9 protein-coding genes are annotated in these 18,279 nt (G+C 66.9%); all 9 read left to right on the forward strand.

Features of this window, described 5'->3' with window-relative positions; all coding sequences use genetic code 11:
* The 9 genes from dpdE (at position 1) to OG989_RS12560 (ending at position 18,271) form a co-directional block, all read left to right on the forward strand.
* Complete coding sequence (gene dpdE / locus OG989_RS12520) at positions 1–3,252, forward strand: protein DpdE (protein ID WP_327030582.1); 3,252 nt, start codon at positions 1–3, stop codon at positions 3,250–3,252.
* Positions 3,239–5,788, forward strand: coding sequence for a protein DpdF (gene dpdF, locus OG989_RS12525; protein WP_327030583.1), 2,550 nt, complete (start codon positions 3,239–3,241; stop codon positions 5,786–5,788). The genes dpdE and dpdF overlap by 14 nt, the downstream gene beginning before the upstream one ends.
* Positions 5,782–6,684 (forward strand): protein DpdG, encoded by a 903-nt coding sequence (gene dpdG, locus OG989_RS12530; RefSeq protein WP_327030584.1) that lies wholly within the window; start codon positions 5,782–5,784, stop codon positions 6,682–6,684. Before dpdF ends, dpdG begins: the two co-directional genes overlap by 7 nt.
* Complete coding sequence (dpdH, locus tag OG989_RS12535; RefSeq protein ID WP_327030585.1) at positions 6,677–9,769, forward strand: protein DpdH; 3,093 nt, start codon at positions 6,677–6,679, stop codon at positions 9,767–9,769. The genes dpdG and dpdH overlap by 8 nt, the downstream gene beginning before the upstream one ends.
* A complete protein-coding gene (locus tag OG989_RS12540; RefSeq protein WP_327030586.1) occupies positions 9,762–10,433 on the forward strand; it encodes a hypothetical protein in 672 nt (223 codons plus the stop codon). The genes dpdH and OG989_RS12540 overlap by 8 nt, the downstream gene beginning before the upstream one ends.
* Positions 10,430–14,851, forward strand: coding sequence for a protein DpdJ (dpdJ, locus tag OG989_RS12545; protein ID WP_327030587.1), 4,422 nt, complete (start codon positions 10,430–10,432; stop codon positions 14,849–14,851). Before OG989_RS12540 ends, dpdJ begins: the two co-directional genes overlap by 4 nt.
* A complete protein-coding gene (gene dpdK / locus OG989_RS12550; RefSeq protein WP_327030588.1) occupies positions 14,848–15,366 on the forward strand; it encodes a phospholipase D-like domain-containing protein DpdK in 519 nt (172 codons plus the stop codon). The genes dpdJ and dpdK overlap by 4 nt, the downstream gene beginning before the upstream one ends.
* 7 nt (positions 15,367–15,373) lie before the next feature.
* Positions 15,374–17,401, forward strand: coding sequence for a protein DpdD (gene dpdD, locus OG989_RS12555; protein WP_327030589.1), 2,028 nt, complete (start codon positions 15,374–15,376; stop codon positions 17,399–17,401).
* Between the two features lie 64 nt (positions 17,402–17,465).
* A protein-coding gene (locus OG989_RS12560) for an IS5 family transposase (RefSeq protein ID WP_442791950.1) occupies positions 17,466–18,271 on the forward strand; the annotation gives its coding sequence in 2 pieces (ribosomal slippage) (positions 17,466–17,807 and positions 17,810–18,271; 804 coding nt in all).
* Positions 18,272–18,279 lie beyond the last annotated feature (8 nt).

Below are 18,279 nucleotides of genomic sequence, written 5' to 3' on the forward strand. Positions count from 1 at the left end.
ATGCCGTCGGATCCCCGTCCGAGCATCGCTCCTGGCCAGTTCTTACAACATCCGAGCATACCGGGTATCGCCAGGGTTAATGCCCGAGTCGGCATGACCGTGGAGGTTGAGGCGTTCGAATCGGTGGCTGAGCCAGTAGCAGCCACCTGGGCACTGCCGATCAGTGAGTGTCGGCCGGTCATCTTGCCGGCGGAGACCCGGGTCTTCTGGCGGGACGCCGGAACCGGTATGTGGCATACCGGTCGAGTGGTCGCTGGCGGGCCGGATGATTACGCCGTTCGGCTCCCTAACCGTGAGTTCGACGTGCTGGTGTCGAGCGCCGAATTGCGGGTGCGCTGGCATAGGCCAGTACGATCCCCCATCGAAGTGTTGGCCGTACGGGCGAACGAATCCCCGTACTACCGGAGGGCTCGGCTACCCATGCTGCGCAGCCTGGTCAGCCAACGCGCAGCCTCGGCGAACTTCTCAGCGCTGGTATCCTCCGCCATCGAAATCTACCCACACCAGATCGACGCGGCGCTTACCGTGCTGACCGATCCTGTGCAACGCTATTTGCTGGCTGACGAGGTGGGCCTAGGTAAGACCATCGAAGCCGGGCTGGTCATCCGGCAGCATCTAATCGACCATCCGACCGCCCGAATCGCTGTTCTCGCCCCCGACATCCTGCGTCGGCAATGGAGCAGCGAACTCCGCACAAAGTTTTTCACCGAGGACTTCCCTCATGCGGAGATCCGGATTGGCCAGCATGAAATACCGGACCGTTGGAACGAGTATCACCGGTTCGACTTAGTGGTCATCGACGAGGTGCACAACCTCACCCGGGCCGGCAACCCCCATGACGAGCCGTACCCGCAACTGGCGGCCCTGGCCCATGCCGTTCCCCGGTTGATCTTGCTGTCGGCGACGCCGGCCACCGCTCGCCCAGAGTTGCACCTGAGCCTACTGCACCTGCTTGATCCCCAGATGTACGGGTGGGCGGATCTTGAACAGTTCCGACAGCGCTTCGCCGATCGGCGGCGACTAGCCAACGCTGTTCATGGGCTCAACGCCGATCTCGAGATCCTGTTGCCGGATGTGCTGTTGGAAATCGCGGAAATGATCCCCGACGATGCCACCTTCACTCGCCTTGCCCAAAACGTCCGCCAGTTCCTCACCGAAGACGACGAGTTGCGCGACGAGGCCGACCGGCCGGGGTTGGCCGGCGTCCTGGAGGTGCTACGCGCGCATATCAGCGAAACCTACCGGCTTCACCGGCGGATGATTCGGCACCGTCGGACGCAGGTGCTGCGCATGACCGACGACGAGCTATTGCCGTTTGAGGTCAGCGGTCGTCGCCGCCCTGACGCCCTGACGTTGGGCGATCAGCGGGCGGACCTCGCCTACCAGGCACTGCTGGGTTGGCAGCAGCGGGTGGCCCGGTGGCTGCTGGACCACGATGACGACCAACGCACACAAGGGTATGGCCAGGTGCTGGCGGTGCTTGCTAGCCGGGCCGACGAACTGTCCGACGACCTTGCTGACGCGCTGCGGTGGCGGCTCGACGGCGAGACGGCCGCCGCCGACCGAGCCGGCCTGTCAGCGGCCGAGCGGGCATTGTTGCGGCAGGCACCGCTGCTACCGTTCGAACGTCAGACACTGACCGAGTTGGTCGACGTCACCAGTGCCGCGCCGCGCCTCAACGGCTTGGCCCAAGCAGTAAAGGGCCGGCAACGGCCGGTCGTATTCTGCGGTCCGGGCCAGTTGGCTGACGACCTTGGGGCGGTGTTAGCCCGACGGACCGGGTGGACGGTACTGCGGCATAGCCGCACCCGTACGGCCGCCGAGGTTGCCGTTGACCTGGACCGTTGGCGCGCTGGGGGGACGCTCCTGCTCGTTGATGGCACCGGAGAGGACGGGCTCAACCTGCAGGACGCCGATGTTGTCGTTCATTTGCGGCTTCCTTGGTCGCCTAATCGGCTGGAGCAGCGACTGGGCCGGGTGGACCGGTTCGCCGGGTTCTTTGGCGCAAGCGGCGAGCCCGCTGCCCAGTACTGCGAAACGGGCGGCAACGCGGACGAGTCGTTCGTCGCGGCTTGGCGTGAGTTGCTGATACAATCATTCGGCGCATTCGACGGTTCGTTGTCGGCCCTGCAAGACATGTTGGACGAGTTGCAGGCTCATGCCTGGGAGATGGCCCTGCACGAGGGACCGACGGCAATGACGGCACTCGCTGATAAGATCACCGCTGCGATTGCGCGCGAGCGCCGGGAAATAGAGGCGATGGACGCGCTGGAGTCCATCCATCACGCCACGCTCGGGGTGCGCGTGGCTAAGAGTATCGGCCGGATGGAGGAAGGCTGGCCGCAGCACGAGCGCGCCCTGCGTGCACTGGTCCATGGCGCCAGCGGTGGCCTGCGGCTGACGGTCGAGCCCGACAGTGGGCAGGTAGTCACGATCGGATTCGACCAACGGAATCCACCCCTCATCTCACCGCTGATCCTGGCTCAGGAAGGCGGTCGCTTGCCGGCCGACAGCATGACCGGGGCGTTTAACCGCAACGTCAGCCTGCGCCGGCCCGGGGTGCGACTGTTCCGCATCGGCAACCCCCTCATCGAGCTACTCGCCGCCGTGGTGGCCATCGACGACCGGGGGCAGGCCTCCGCGCTATGGCGCCCGGGACGATCGCAGGAATCAGTTCACTTTGGTTTTGACGTGATGATGGAAGCCGACTTGGACGCTGCGCTCTCCCACCCGGCGGCGGGCGACGAAGCCCGACATGCCATCCGGCGTCAGGCCGACCTGCTACTGCCGCCGTTCTTGGACCGCATCTGGTTGGACGCCGCCGGTGTGCAGGTCACCGATGAGGCTTTGCTGCGTTGGTTGAACGCCCCGTATCCACACCAGCGAGACGTCAACCTCAACTCTAATCGAATCACCCCGCTGTTGAACAGTTTCGGCGGCACTGAGCGCTTCGCCGCCGCCGCTCGCCGTGCCGAGGCCACTGCCCGGGATCTGGTTGCCCAGGGCGATCGCGTACGTGACCGGACTGCCGCAGCTTACGAGGAAGGCAATAGAACACTGGCTGTCCAACGGGCGCAGGCACTGGCACGGCAGACCGCTGGCCGACTGCTATCAGACACCGAGAGTTACGTCGCCGACGTCGCGCTGAGCGATCTCCTTGTCGATGGCTTGCGCACGCCGAAGATCAGGGTTATTGCCGCGATATGTGTCGTCGGAGGCAATATGTGGGGAGCCCTGCATGTCCCACGATAATTGGGCCACCGCTCAGTCAATTTGGCGGGCGTGGCCACACGGCCACGCCGACATTCCGGCTGCTGGCACCTGTCGGCGACTGCGCGATGCGCTGACCGGGATTTCCCGCGGTACGGCCCGATGGCGGGACGTTATCGCACTGACCCGTCAGGTGCTACTGGAACACCACGCCCGCACCGACGTCCAGTCGTCGCTGGTGGTACCTCTGGATCCTGCGCTGCCAAGCGCCCGGCAGTGGGAGTCGGCGCGCTGCACGACATTGGCCACCAAGGACGGGCTGCGAGTCAGCGCTGAGCCATGGGCTCCTCCCAGTGATGAGACCGCCAAGACCGACCTGCGCCAGGTTTACGCCGGCGCTTCCAGCCGTGCACTAACCGTTCCGGCGGATCCCTTCTGGACCGAGGCGCTGGGTCCACGGTTTACCCATTACACCTCCAAAGGGCAGCGCCAGGCCGCGCGTACCGCGGCTACGGCGCCGCCCGGCGCCACCGTCATCGCCTGTCTGCCGACGGGTCAAGGCAAGACCGAGGTGGCGTGGGCGAGCGCGTTACCGGCGACGCGACACGGTGGCGTGGCGGTGATGGTGGTACCGACCGTGGTCCTAGCCCTAGATATGGAGCGGCGACTTCGCCAACATCTGCATGAGTGCGGTGACGCCGTGGGGGCGGTGCGCACGTACGCCTACACCGGCGGCCAGGACCACGCGACCAAGGAGGCGATCCGCCGCGACATCCGCTCAGGCCAACAGCGCGTGGTAATCGCCGCTCCCGAGGCGCTGATGACCGGCCTGAACAGCGCATTGGACGCCGCTGCTGCAGCCGGTCACCTGACACACTTGGTAATCGACGAGGCGCACATCGTCGAGCAGTGGGGCAACGACTTCCGGCCAGAGTTCCAGTCGATCGCCGCCAAGCGCCGCTTCTGGCTGGACCAGTCTCCGCCCGGCCGGCAGGTGGTGACCGTGGCTATGAGCGCCACACTCACCGCCGCACAGGTTCAGACCCTGACCAGCACCTTCGGCGGCCCCGGACCGGTGGAGGTGGTCTGGGCATCGCACACCCGACCTGAGCCGATTTACCTGGTCCACGAGTTCGGCGATCGTGATGAGCGTGACGCGGCGGTGCTGGAGGCAGTCGGCGCCTTGCCCCGACCGCTGATCCTCTACACCACCACCCGCGAGGACGCCGAACTGTGGTGCGACCGATTGGACCGGGCGGGCTTCGGCCGGTTCACCCGGCTAACGGGGGAGTCCACCGAGGCGGAGCGACGCGTGGTGATTGCGGGATGGCGTGGTGAGGACGTCACCGGAGCACCGGCCGACACTCGGTTCGACGTCGTCGTTGGCACCTCAGCGTTCGGTCTGGGCGTGGACATGCCCAACGTCCGCACGGTCGTGCACGCCTGTCTACCCGAGACCATCGACCGCTACTACCAGGAAGTGGGGCGCGGGGGCCGAGACGGCCGCCCCTGCGTGGCGTACCTGGCAACGGCGCCCGGCGACCTGAATCTGGCCGAGCGGGTTAATCACATGATCCTGATCGGCGACGACCGCGGCTGGCTACGGTGGCAAGCAATGCGCAGCAAGGCGCGGTGGCTGCCGGATAGCAGGTTGGAGATCGACCTGGTCCAGCTACCGCCGCACTTGCGCGACGAGTCCGCCCGCAACATCCAGTGGAACGTCAAGCTGCTTAACCTGATGGAGCGGGCCGAGCTGATCCGCCAGGAGGCGCCGGCTCAGCGACAGGACAGGAGCGAGACCACCACGCCAGTGGGTGGCCACCCCGTACTGCGAGTAGTCGCCGAACTAAAGGGCCGACTCAACGACCGCGCCTACTTCGAGGAAGTGTTCACCGCACAGCGCGACCGGATGCAGGAGCAGCAGCGCGCCGCGCTGCGCCAACTGTCCACCCTGGTTAGGGGAGACGGCTGCGTCGCGAACGTCTTGGCCGAGCACTATCGGGTGCCGTGGGACGGCGGGGCGCTGACGACCGCGCCATTCTGCCGCAGTTGTCCCTACTGCCGTCGCACAGGCCAAGTCGCCGGCTCCAACGGCCTGCGCCGGCGCGGGGCCGAACCCTGGCCGGATAACGCCCGCTGGCCTGCGCCGCCCGACCCGCTAGCCAGGTATCGGGGTGGTGGTCCACTACTGAGCATCGCTTGGTCCCAGCATTCCCACTTCGAGGACCTGGTGCCGGACCTGATTGAGGCGTTGGCCCGCCGTGGTTATGTCGTGGTGGGCGGCCCCGCCGTGACCGTAGGGGCGGTGCACCGAGCGCAGCGTCGGGCCGCACCGAGCCCAATCATCCTGGACAGCGACAGCAGCATGCTCAACGCGTACGAAGGCCCACTCGTCTGGTTGCTGGATGACGCTCAGGCGCCGCTGCCGGCGGCGTTGACCGTACGCCTGGCCGGTCCTGAGCCGACCTACCTGGTGCATCCGGCCGAGCTACCGGATCCGCACCGGCTGGATACGCCGTTGCGCTACATGAACAGGTCAATCTCGCTCGACATCCTGGTAAGGGACTCCGCATGGTAGCGCTGATAAATGTCGAATCGTCGCTTCCTCGGCCCCTGTGGGCGTTGGTCCGTCACCTCGCCAGCCAGCCGCGCAAGCGGCAGCGACTGTCCGACTCCGAGGCCATCCTCAGCCCGCCAAGCTTAATTCCCGGGGGCGACAAGCAGCGGACCTTCGACCGGGCCGTGCGCACAGCCGAGGAGTTTGGCCTGGTCGAACGGATCGAGGAGAACCTCGTGCTGTCCGCCGATGCGGAGGCGGTCGGCCGCGAGGACATCGAGGCCTTCCACGATCTGCTGCGCCGGCGCGTGCTCACTCGGGTCGACGCCGACACATTGGCCACCGACGCGTCGCTGACCCAGGGCAAGGACCTCCTGCGGTCGTTGTGCTGGTTTCTAACACTAGGTAGCCAACTGACCCGAGTGACGGCGAACACCTTCGGCATCGAGCAACACAACGTGCTGTCCGAGGATCTCGGCAACCCACTGCAGAACAAAGAGCGGTGGAACGGCTTTACCTACTGGGCGCCGGCTCTGGGGTTCGCTGACGCACCACTGTTGCCTTATGGCGGGGCACGGGCGCTGGTGCCCGACTGCACGCGGGCGGTACGGCGCACGGTGCGGCAGAAGTGGCGGTCTGGTACCCGACTGGCCGCCCGCGAATTCGTCGACGGGCTGCTCGAGGCGCTGCCTGCGCTGCCTGGTGGGCGGTTCAGTCTGGCGCTGGGTCTCGAACCGGGTTCGCATGACGTTTCGGCCACACTGTCGTTCGCGCTGCAACGGGGCCGTGAAGAGGGCTGGTTGATATTGAGCGCGCCCTCGGATGCCACCGGCGGCGTCCAGTTCAGCGACCCGCGCGCCGCCAGTGGAGTAGGCCGGTTCACCGACGTCGAGATTGGAGCAGACGTTAATGTCTGATCTGCGGGAACGGGTTTGCTGGGAGGTCTCCACGGCGATCGCCACCCTGAGCACCGAGGCGGTCAGCCCGTCCACCTCGGTATTCCTGGCCACCCACGCGCCGCTACGGATCAGCCGACGTGACCCGCAACTGCGTACCGACGTAGCCGGCACGGCGGTTACCGAGGAGGAGGTGTTGCAGGACTTCCTGTACCGTCCGCTGGGCAACGGCGTACTGCTGATGCCGGTTATCGGCCAGTCCGGTACTGGTAAGTCGCACCTGGTGCGCTGGGTGTACGAACGCACCGGGCGGCGGCCGGTTGACAACCGTGTGGTGATCCACGTTCCCAAGGCCAGCACCAGCCTGCGCGCCCTGGTCCGGATCCTGCTGGACCACGAGGACATCGTCAGCGAGAAACTGACTCAACTGCGCAGGCAGGTCGACGACCTGGCCAGCAGCTTGGACGAGGAGGCGCTGCAGCGGCACCTGCTGTTCGCCCTCGCCGAGGCGGTCGCCGCGGCTGACCCTAGTACCGACCGGAACCGCCGCGCGCTGGTCGGTCCCGCGAAGTTGGCCATGGTGCTGCGCGACGTCCACGTCGGCGGCTACCTGACCCAGGAAGGCGGGCTGATCCCCCGCCTGGCGGCCAGCCTGTTGCACGACCGAGGTGACGGCGAGTCGGACCGGCCGACGCAGTTCACCCCGGACGATCTGCCGCACATCGCCGACGTCAACGCAGCCGCCGCCGACGTCCGATCGCTGCTCACGCTGATTATGAGCCGGCCGCAGTTGCAGAAGGCCGCAGCCGATCTGATAACCGAGAACCTATCCACCGCGGTGCAGCAGGTGTTCAAGCTCGGCGGGCGATTGCAGGACGCCATGCTGACCATTCGCGAGGAGTACCACAAGCAGGGCAAGGAGATCGTCCTGCTGATCGAGGACTTCGCGGTCATCCAGGGATTGCAGCGCGACCTGCTCGAGGCGCTCATCGAGGCCGGCGTGCGCGACGGCCGGCAGGTACTGGCCCCGGTACGCACGCTAATGGCAGTGACAACCGGTTACTACCGCAACCTTGCCGAGACCGTCGTGACGCGGGTTGAGGCAGCCACCCCTTACGTTTACGACCTCGACGCCCCGTTCGACCCGGAGGCCGAGGGGCCCGGTTACACGATGGACTTTGTCGGCCGGTACCTCAACGCCGCCCGGCTTGGAACGAAGAACCTGGACGCGGCCGGCGTGGCCGACAACGCGCCCGTTCCCAACACGTGCGCGGACTGCCAGTTCCGCACCTCCTGTCACGAGGCGTTCGGCGTTTCGGATAGCGGATACGGCCTGTTCCCGTTCAACTGGAAGGCTCTGCGCCGGGCGATCAAGAGCACGGCCGGCGAGGACGACACATTCAACCCCCGTCGGGTCATCGGGCGGGTCATCCGGCCGGTCCTGGAAGACGCGGAGTCACTGGCCGCCGGCCAGTTTCCCAGCCCTCGATTCCGGGAGCAGTTTCCGCTGGCCCGCGACCTACGACCGATGTCACCAGCGGTCAGGGTGAGCATCGCCGACCTCGACCCGGTGGACCACGAACGTCGGGCGCTGCTGCTTGAGTTCTGGGGCGATGCTCCGACGGAAGTGCGTAACCTGGAACCGGGCATTCACGATGCGTTCGCGATCAGGCCCCTCACCACCGCGCCGGCCGCGCCCGCTGCCCCGACGCCGGTCAGGCCCGTATCCGCCACGTCGGGTACCGTCACGGCTGGCCGCTCGACGCCGCCGACCTCCGATCCGGCACCTGTCGCCGACCCGCGCGTGAAGTGGTCGAAATCGCTACAGATCGCCGTCGACGACGTCGACGAGTGGGCGGCGGGCCGTCGGCCGCTGGGCCAGAACACCGCGCTCAAGCTCAGAGCCATCATCGGCGCCGCGGTTCTCAACCGGTGCGCCTGGAACACCCCGCTGATGGCAGAACCGAGTTCCACGGTGAAGACGACCGCCTGGCCACCGAAATCGAGTGTGGTCTCCATCGAGGATGCTGCGGCCGAGGCGCAGAGCGCCGGAGCGCCGATCCGTTTCACGCGTAACGCGCGTAATGCCGTATTCTTCCGTCAACTGCTCACTCTAGAGCAAGGGGCCGAGGACCCCGGCAACATCGCCGCGCTGCCGAGGCTGGCCCGAATCGCTGACCGCCACCAGGGTGATCTCGTCCAGGCGGTGCTGCGGGTCCGATCCGCCGAGGACGAGCACCTGACGGCGGGTCTGACCGTGTCGCTGATGGGGGCTTCGCTGGCTGGCCTGGCCTGGCCCGGCATGAGCGATGCCGAGTTGATGGACGTGGCGTTCGACGACGGTGCCTCGTGGCGCCTGGCCGACGCCGCCCTACGCACCGCGCGCTGGGTCGACGCGTACGAAAAGCATCGGACCCACCGCCGCGCGCTGGTCGCGGAGTTGCGCCAGTTGCTGGGTGCTCGGCAGGGCACCACCGGCGCCGACGCCCGCATCCTCGACGCAGCCCGAGCCCTACCCCTGGTACGAAGCGCTGCCACCCGGTGGACATGGGAGCCGGGCGCAACCACGGCGCCTTGGTACCGGAACGCCGGGGTTCCGCTTCGCAATTTCGAGATGCTGAGAGAAGGCCAGCTGACCGTGTTGCGGCAGTACCGCGACCGGCTTGCTGGATGGTTGCCGGTTGGTGGTGGCCTCGGCGAGACGCTCGATGCTGTCGAGCAAGCGTTCCAAGAGGCGACGGCGGTCGGGTTAGTGCCAAGTGGCGAGATGCGGCAGACGTTCCCAGCGCGACTGGCCGAGATGCGGACCCGCGATGGGCGCGCAGTCGAGCAGTTGCGCCGCGACCTGGAACGGATCGAGTCGGCCGACGACGCACAGTGGCAGCGGGCCAGCATCACTGCGGCGGCTCGTGACCGTGGCATCGACCTGGGGCCCCTGATGGAGTTTCTGCGTGACTGCGACGAGTGGCTGACCGGCGGCCTGGAGTCGGCTCGTCTGCGCACCGGTGGGCTGGGCGAGGACCTTGCCGAGAAGCTCCGCCAAGTGCGCACCGAGTGGGAACTGATCGTGGCGGACCCGTACCGGGAGGAGGAGTCCCATGAGTAATCAGTCAGTGCGGGACAAGGCCCTCATGGTGGCCTCCGAGGCCCGGCGGATCGGGTTGGGCCAACAGGAGGAGGCGACTGCGGTCGCGGTGAGCACTAGGATCAGCACCCTGCGCGACAAGCTGGACGGATTGCGAATTACGCTGGAGTCTGCGCGTCGGTTGAACCGGTATGGTGCCGACATTCCGTTAAGCAACGTCGATGACGGTTTGGAGCGTTTCCGTCAGCGTGCCGGCGACGGCTTGCCCTCCAAGGCGGCCCTAGACGCCGCGGCTCGCACGGTGGAGCGGGTCGAGAACCAACTGCGGCAGGCGCTGCGGCAGGCGTGGCGGGTGTGGTGCGAGCAGCGTCTGGCGGAACTGCGCCGGGACCGGCTGGTGATGCTCCCCGTCGAGGAGGCGTCCGCCGCCGAGGAGACCCTAGCTGATCTGGAGAAGCTATGCCGCGGCGAACCGCGGGCGGCCGCCATCCACCAGTTTGCGATCAGCCACCGTGAACTACGGGACCAACTCGACAACGCCCCTGACCCAGACCCGAAGGTTCTCGACCTACTGCAGCGTCTGCGGGTCGGCACGACGCTGGACAAGCTGACATCGGTCGACCTGCAGTTGCTGTACGACCGGCAGCTTGCCGGTACCGTCGAGGTCCGGCGGAGAGCCACATGATAGACGATCGGCGGTTCTTATCTGCGGTCCTCGACGACCTGGAGGATTTGGAGTTGCCGCTCCTCAGTTGGGGAGTGACCAGCGGCGTCATCGCTCGTGACGAGGTGCTGGCGGCGATTGAGGAGCGCCTGCTCTACCCCAATGCGCCCGACGTGCTCGCCGACGAGGTGCTGGAGGAGTTGGAGCGACGCGGCCTCGTACTCGAAGTTCCTCGGTCCACTCCACGTAGCTATCGGACTAGGTTGGCCGAGACAGTACGGCTCACGGCCGCGCTACGTCAGATGTTCCCGACTGCCAATCGGACCGGCCGCTGGTGGGACCAGGCACCAAAGCTGGTCGCTGACTACCGCCTGCACGTGGCCCGGCGTCAATACCCGGGGCGGGACATCCCGGCCGAGTCGCTGCTGGCGGCGCTGTCGTCGCTGGATGAGAGCGGTGTGAACGAGCGTCAGAAGGCGGTGGTCCGGGCGCTTCTCGGCGGGCGTGAGTTGGCCCGGTTCCAGGTGGAGGCGAGCACCGCGATACGCCGCCACCTCGCTGCCGGCGTTGGCCGTGCGGTGATCGTCGGTGCGGGTACCGGTAGTGGGAAGACTTTGGCGTTCTATTTGCCGGCGCTGATGGCGATGGCCGACCACGCCCACGCCGGCGGTAACGGCGTGCACACTCTGGCGTTGTACCCGCGGAACGAACTGTTGCGCGACCAACTCCGCGAGGCGGTGGCGAATGTCGCCGCGGTGAACGAGGCTCAGGGCGCACACGGCGGCCGACCGCTGCGCATCGGCGTCCTATACGGCGACACCCTCTACCAGGTTGACGACCGGCGACTGGACCACCGCGCCGACGGGGCATGGCGTCGGCACGGCGCTGCTGCGGTTTGCCCTTACCTCAGGTGTCCCACCTGCCGTGGCGACCTCGTTTGGGCCGAGGCCGACCGCACAGCCGTGCCCCCGCGGGAGCGTCTACGCTGCGCTGATCAGCGGTGCGCCCAGCCAGTGATCGCACACCTGGTCCTGACCCGGGACGGCCTGCGCCGCGACCCGCCGGACCTGCTGTTCACCACCACCGAAATGCTCAACATCAGCAGCACGGACCCGCGCCAGGCCCCACTGCTCGGCTGGACCGGCCGGAAGGTGCCCAAACTGGTATTGCTCGACGAGGCGCACACCTATGGCGGAATGCACGGTGCGCAAGTCGCGCTGTTGCTCCGCCGGTGGCGCAGCGGTCTGGGCCGCCAGGCCACCTTCGTGGGCCTGAGCGCGACGCTGCGCGACGCTGCTGACTTCTTCAGTGAGCTAACCGGCGTCAGGCGCCACGATGTCGACTACCTGACTCCCTTGCTAGCGGACCTAGAAGAGGAGGGCCGGGAATACGCGATGGCGCTGCGGGTGGATCCGGTATCCAGGGTCAGTCCGCTGTCAACCACTATCCAAGCGGCCATGCTGCACGCCCGCACCCTCGACGTGCGCGGGGCCGAACTGCTGTACGGGTCGCGCGGGTTTGTGTTCACCGACGACCTCGACGTGACCAACCGCCTGTTCAACGACCTCACACATGCCGAGGGGGGCCGGACCCTGGGGCCGCAACGCCGCCCCAAGGTGCTGGCCGGCCTCCGCTCGGCAAACGGCGCCACCCACGACCAGTACGTCGATGGCCAGTCATGGGAACTGGTGCACCGCATCGGCCGGCATCTCGACCCGCAGGCGACGACCCACGGCCTGCGGGTCACCCGCACGTCGTCCCAGGACAGCGGGGTGGACCAGGATGCCGACCTGGTGGTGGCCACCGCATCGCTAGAGGTCGGAGTGGACGACGACCGAGTTGGCCTTGTCTTGCAGCACAAGGCACCACGCGATGCCGCGTCATTCCTGCAGCGGCGCGGTCGGGCCGGCCGTCGCCGCCTCACCCGGCCGTGGACCGTGGTGACGTTGTCGGACTTCGGCCGCGACCGGCTCACCTACCAGGCCTACGACCAGTTATTCGCCCCGGAGCTGCCGGCCAGGCGGTTACCGGTGGGCAACCGGTTCGTGCTGAAGATCCAGGCGACCCAGGCAATGCTGGACTGGATCGGCCGGCGTACCCAAACCGACTCTCGCCGGGTAATCCGGGCCCCGGATCCAAAGATCCGTGACCCATACCCCGGCACGGAGGCGGTGTTGAAGCAACTGCAGATACTGCTCGAAGACGCCAACATCCAGGCCGACCTGGCCAGTTGGCTACGGCGGGCACTAGACATCTCCGCCAACGAGGTGATCGCGCTGCTGTGGGAGCCGCCACGCTCGCTACTGCTCAGCGTGGTTCCGACCATCCTGCGTCGACTGGAGTCGCGCTGGCGCGCGTACTCGCCCGAGCCAGGAGCGCGGTCCGGATCCCTGCTGCCGGAGTTCGTGACTCGTACGTTGTTCGATCCGCTCAACGTGCCGGAGGTGTACTTCCGGCTGCCGTTCAATGGCGACGACGAGTCGATGCCGATCGAACGGGCGCTGCGCGAGGCGGTGCCGGGCCGGGTAAGCCGCCGGTACGGCTACCGCAGCGCCCGCGACCGCACGTGGCTACCGCTGCCAGACCCGCAGGCCGCAGGTGCCCTGGAGATCTCTTCGTTCGCTGCACAGTACGACGACGAAGGCTGGTGGGAGCCAACCGACAAACCCCGGGTACGGGTACTACGTCCACATTTGCTCACCTTGGCGGAACCGCCGCCAGAGGTGCGTGACCAGTCACAGGGCATACCGGTGTGGGCGTCGCAGTTCGTCCCCGACCACCTCCACGAGGGCGAAATCCCCCGGCCCTCGAGTTGGCAGGATCGGGTGCGGTCGGTGGAGTTCGGCACGGGCGGTGGCGGCAACCCGGTTCAGGTGCGACGCATGACCACCGGAGCAGCCTGTACCACGGTGAGCGGGAGCGGACGTACGACAACGGTCACCAGTAGAGTGGAGTATCGGCACCGCGGAGAGCCTGCCGCGCTGGGCTTCAGCTTGGACGTCGACGCGATCCGGTTCACCCTGGCGCCCCTGGACCTAAGCAATGAGGCGGTCGTCACGCACCTGCGCTCACCGCAATGGCGATCCATCGCGTTCAAATTCGCCTTGGCCGCGGACCGGGCATTGGACGACGACGTCAACTCGTTCCAGCGCCGGTGGCTGGCCCTGGTTTACACCACCGCCTACGCGCTGCAGCGCACTACCAACAGCGATATAGGCCACGAGCAGGCGCATCGGGTGCTGGCCGGCGGCCGGTGGGCGGCCCACATTGATCGCGTACTGAACGCCATTTACCGCAGCGACGGCAGCACCACCCCGAGCCGACTAGTCGATGACCTGAACGCCCTAGCCGGCCGGCCTGCGGTCATCGACGCTGTGGACCGTCACAGCCGCCTCCTCTGGGGCGACGATGTGGCGGCGCTGACCGCAGGCCTGGCGCAACGCGCCTACCGAGAGACCATCGCCGCGGCGATCCTGACCGCTGCGCAACGGGCCTGCCCCGACGCCCAGGACGGAGACCTAATCGTCGACGTCCTGCCGCCTGAAACTGCCGAGGCCCCTACAGCGATCTGGCTGAGTGAGACCGCGATCGGCGGCCTCGGTGTCATCACCCAACTCGTTCCCTACTACCAGCAGGATCCGCGTCGGTTCTGGGCGCTCGTGGACAGCGCACTGGCAGCCAGCGACTACGAGTACCTACACACCACACTGACCCAACTACTGCGGCACCTGGTGGCCGAACCGCAATCTGTGGCGGCCCGCGCTGTTTCCACGCTGCGCGATCCGTCCTCGGCCGCAGAAGCCGAACAGGCCCTGGTGACGCTGCGCTCGTCCTGGGCGCAGATCGATGGCTACCCCCGTCCCCAGGCGGTGGCGGCGCTGTCCACCCGTCTACTTCGGCAGGGCACTGACGCAGGCACCGACCGGCTGGTGCTGGAATTGATGCACGCCTGGGACAGGGTCCAGGATTGCCTCGGATTTGAAGTCGAAGCAGCCATCTTCGCCTACCTCGTTGGTAACCGGAGCATCGCAATTGCCGGGCTGGACCTGAGCCGCTTTGGAGCCGACCAGTTGTATAGCATGCTGTGGCCGCGCGGCGCGGAGGCCCGGTCCCAGCAATTGGCCCACTACCAGCCGTACTCGCCGCCCGCGCTGCTCGACCGCCTAATTGTGCGAGCGGCCCACGACGACCGGGTGACTCACGTTGACGTCACCGAGCCAGACTGGCGTGAACGCTACGTCGAGGAGATCTCCGCCCGGGGAGCAGTGCGGCTGGTCGCCCCGGTCGACCGGATTGCTGGCCTGACTGCCGCCATGCGTGTGATACCAACGATCGCCGTGGACCACGGAGCGCTGCGGGTGTATGGCGATGTCCGTGCCGTCGACCGAGAGGATGTCCACGTGCGCTGTGTGGTTGAGATTCGGGAGTTCGCCCAGTGAGCGACGAACGGGTGGTTCGGACCAGCGGCAGCACGGGGGTACGGATCGACGCAATTCTAACCACGGTCCTGCTCGCCGAGTTGATGACGCCGAGCCGCCGTCTGTGGCTCGTGTCGCCGTGGATTGGCGACGTGGACGTCATCGATAATCGCGCCGCCGCCTACGACAGCGTGTTCGTCGACCCCTCCAGTCGTGTCTACACCTTTGCTGAGGTGTTGGCCGGGATCACCCATGGCGGTGGCCAACTTTCGGTGGTGACACGACCCGACGCATTCAACGATGTTTTTGTCGACCGACTGCTGCGGCAAACGGCGCCGGGCCACGCCCAGGTGGTGCGTGCTGAGGACGTGCATGAAAAGACGATGTGCGGGGATAATTGGTTGATGACAGGCTCTATGAATTTCACTTACCGCGGCATGAGGGTGAACGACGAAATCGTGAGTTACCGGATCGATCCCGCGGCCGCCGGCACCGCTCGGGTCGACTTCGCCCGCCGCTTCGAGAAGTCCAACTGAGCCCACGGTGGACGCCGAGACCTTTCTGGACCGCTTCTTCGGCCCCGGTAACACGGCCTGGCCTGGGCGTGACCCCTGCTCGAAGACCGCAGTGTTCCTCTCCGACTACCTCGCCTTGCTGGCCGACAACTCCGATGCGCCCTACATACTGCCGCGCAACGAATCCGGCAACCTGCACAAACACGTCTACATCATTCCTCGGCTCAGTCGTCAGGCGACGAGAGTGCGGGAGTGGATCGCCGCGTTCGTGGTGCCGAGCCACGCCGCCTTCGTCAACCGCCCCGAGGCGCTGCGTGCTGGTGACCCAGTCGATGACGCCGTTGCGGCATTCGTCGGCCATCGCCGGGTGTTTGTTCTGGAGCATCCACAGCACACTTCCCGTAGTGTGTGGGCGGCGCTAAGCCGGATGCGCCGCACCATCAGCCAGCGGCCGACTAGCCACTCTGGCGTGCCGGTGCCCGTGGGGCGCCTGCTGGCAGAGTTCGACCTAGCTTTGGCCGCCGGCGACCACCGCGCCACTGCGGAGTTGCTGGGCCGACTCGAGGGCACCGGTCTCAGCGGGATGAACCTCACCTACCTCACCATCAAGTGGCTCGCCCGGCTAGGCAACCACGGTGAACTCCTACGCCTGCCCGCGCTACGCGACGTGGTCGCCACCCGTCCGCCAGCGCCGGTTCGCGAGGCGATCCTGGATGCGATCCATTCCACGGTGCTCGCCGACCTGCTCGCCGACGGCAACATCGAGGGGGCACGGCAGGCGTTGGTCGTGCACGGGGAGTTGGTGCCGGCGCTCGCCGACGGCCCGCTAGCCGGTCTGGGTGCCGAAGCCCTTGCTGTGATCGCGCTCGCGGCCTCGACCACTGCGGACGTCACGCTGTGGGATCGGCTGCGAAACGAAGGCGGCGCGTGGCGGCGACTCGGCGCAGCCTGGCCCGACCTACTGCCGTCCGAAGGTAGTTCAGACTCGGCGGGCCACACCTTACTGACCACCCACTTGCCTCCTTCCCCCACGCCGATGGAGGCATCCCCCGCTAAGGGCCTGAAGGCGGCCGCGCCGCCCCAGGCGCAGTCCATCCAGGCGCAGCCGGGATCCTGGCTAGAAATGGTGCGAGCGATCGCGAGGGGCGATGACGTTAGTGCGTTGATTGCCGAAGGGGCCTGGCGCTTCTGGACGCAGGCCGCCACTCACGACCTAGCGCTCGCCGACCTCCTCAACGGCCTCGACAACGAAGGCGCCGAGCGCGCTTGGACAATCGTCGGACCCTTCGTCGACAGCGATGGCTATGGTCAGCCAGCCAGTCGCACGGCACAGGCATTCCTGATCAACGCGCTGAGCCACAATCGGTTCCGGTCCAGTGACATGGCTGGCATCGTCGCTCTGCTGGAGATCACCCTGCGCGGCGGCCTGCCAGCGACCGAGTATAGGAATCTGCTGGACGACCTTGGTGCTGAGGGCGACCGCTGGATCAGCGTGAATCAGGCGTCGGTCATCTTGGACATGTGTGACGTAATTGCTCGCGCTCCAAGTCCCGACAAGGAGGCACGCCTGCGGATCCTTCAGCTGCTCCTGGCGCCGTTGGCCGTCCAAAGCGGCCGACTGGAGGCCGACCAACTCGCGTTGGCTTGCCTCATTAACGACGAATTCGGTATGGGCCTTGCACCGATCTTTCCGAACCCGCCGCCCAGCGTCAAATCGACGCTTACCTCCGTTCGCCAGGTGCTGCTGTACTCGTTAGACCAAGGGGCATTGCGACGCGTGAGCAGCATTCTGGCTGGATTGGCGCCCGCGCTGCACGTGCAGCTCAGTAGCGATTACGTTGGAAGTCGGCAACTGAAGCAGTGGGTTCATCGGGCAGACATCATCATCATGGCTACCCGTTGCGCCACGCACGCCGCCACCGGCTTCATCCGGTCGACTGCGCGTCCTGGCGCCACGATTCGTGAGGCTGAGGGCGCCGGATCTGCGTCGCTATTGCGTGCCGTGATTTCTGCCGCCAACGAGCGTGGAGCGATTGCGGTACCGATTGCCTCTTAGAGCGTGTCTCGGGTGGCGGATGGGCGGCCTGGTCTGGTAAATCGCTTCTACTGTGGACGAGCGGTTGATCCTGCAATGGGTGCCTGACGAGTTGTGGAACCTGGCCGGTCCGTTGATCCCACCACCGCCTCGCCGTCCGCAGGGTGGGGGCACGCTGCCGATCGACGCGCGGGCGGTGTTCGCCGCGATCGTGTACGTGTTGACCACCGGCTGCGCGTGGCGGCACCTGCCACCCGGGTTCGGAGTCTCCAAGGCCACCGCGCACCGCCGGTTCGTCGCGTGGACCAGAGCGGGCTTGTGGCGCAGGCTGCACGTCGCCGCCTTGGACCAGTTGGGCGCGCAAGGGTTGATCGACTGGTCTCGTGCTACCGCCGACGCCGCGTACGTGCGCGCGAAAAGGGGGGCGGTCTGACCGGTCCGAGTCCGGTCGACCGAGGCAAGCCTGGCAGCAAGATCCACGCCCTGTCCGAGCGCGGTGGCCTCCCGCTGTCCGTCGGCGTGTCCGCCGCGAACACCCACGACAGCCGCTGCCTGGAGTCTCTCGTTCAGGCCATCCCCGCCGTCAAGTCCCGGCGCGGGCCCCGCCGACGACGCCCGGACAAACTGCACGCCGACAAGGGATACGACTACCCGCACCTACGCCGCATGCTCCGCGCCCGCGGCATCCGACCCCGCATCGCCCGCCGCGGCATCGAATCCCCCCACCGCCTTGGCCGACACCGATGGGTCATCGAGCGGACCTTCGCCTGGCTCACCGGCTACCGCCGGCTGACCATCCGCTACGAGCGCGACCCCGGCCTGTACTGCGCATTCGTCACCCTCGCCGCCGCCCTGACCTGCCACAAGCGCTACCTCAAACTCACCACCTGAGACACGCT

Source organism: Micromonospora sp. NBC_01740 (assembly GCF_035920365.1).
Taxonomy (GTDB): domain Bacteria; phylum Actinomycetota; class Actinomycetes; order Mycobacteriales; family Micromonosporaceae; genus Micromonospora; species Micromonospora reichwaldensis.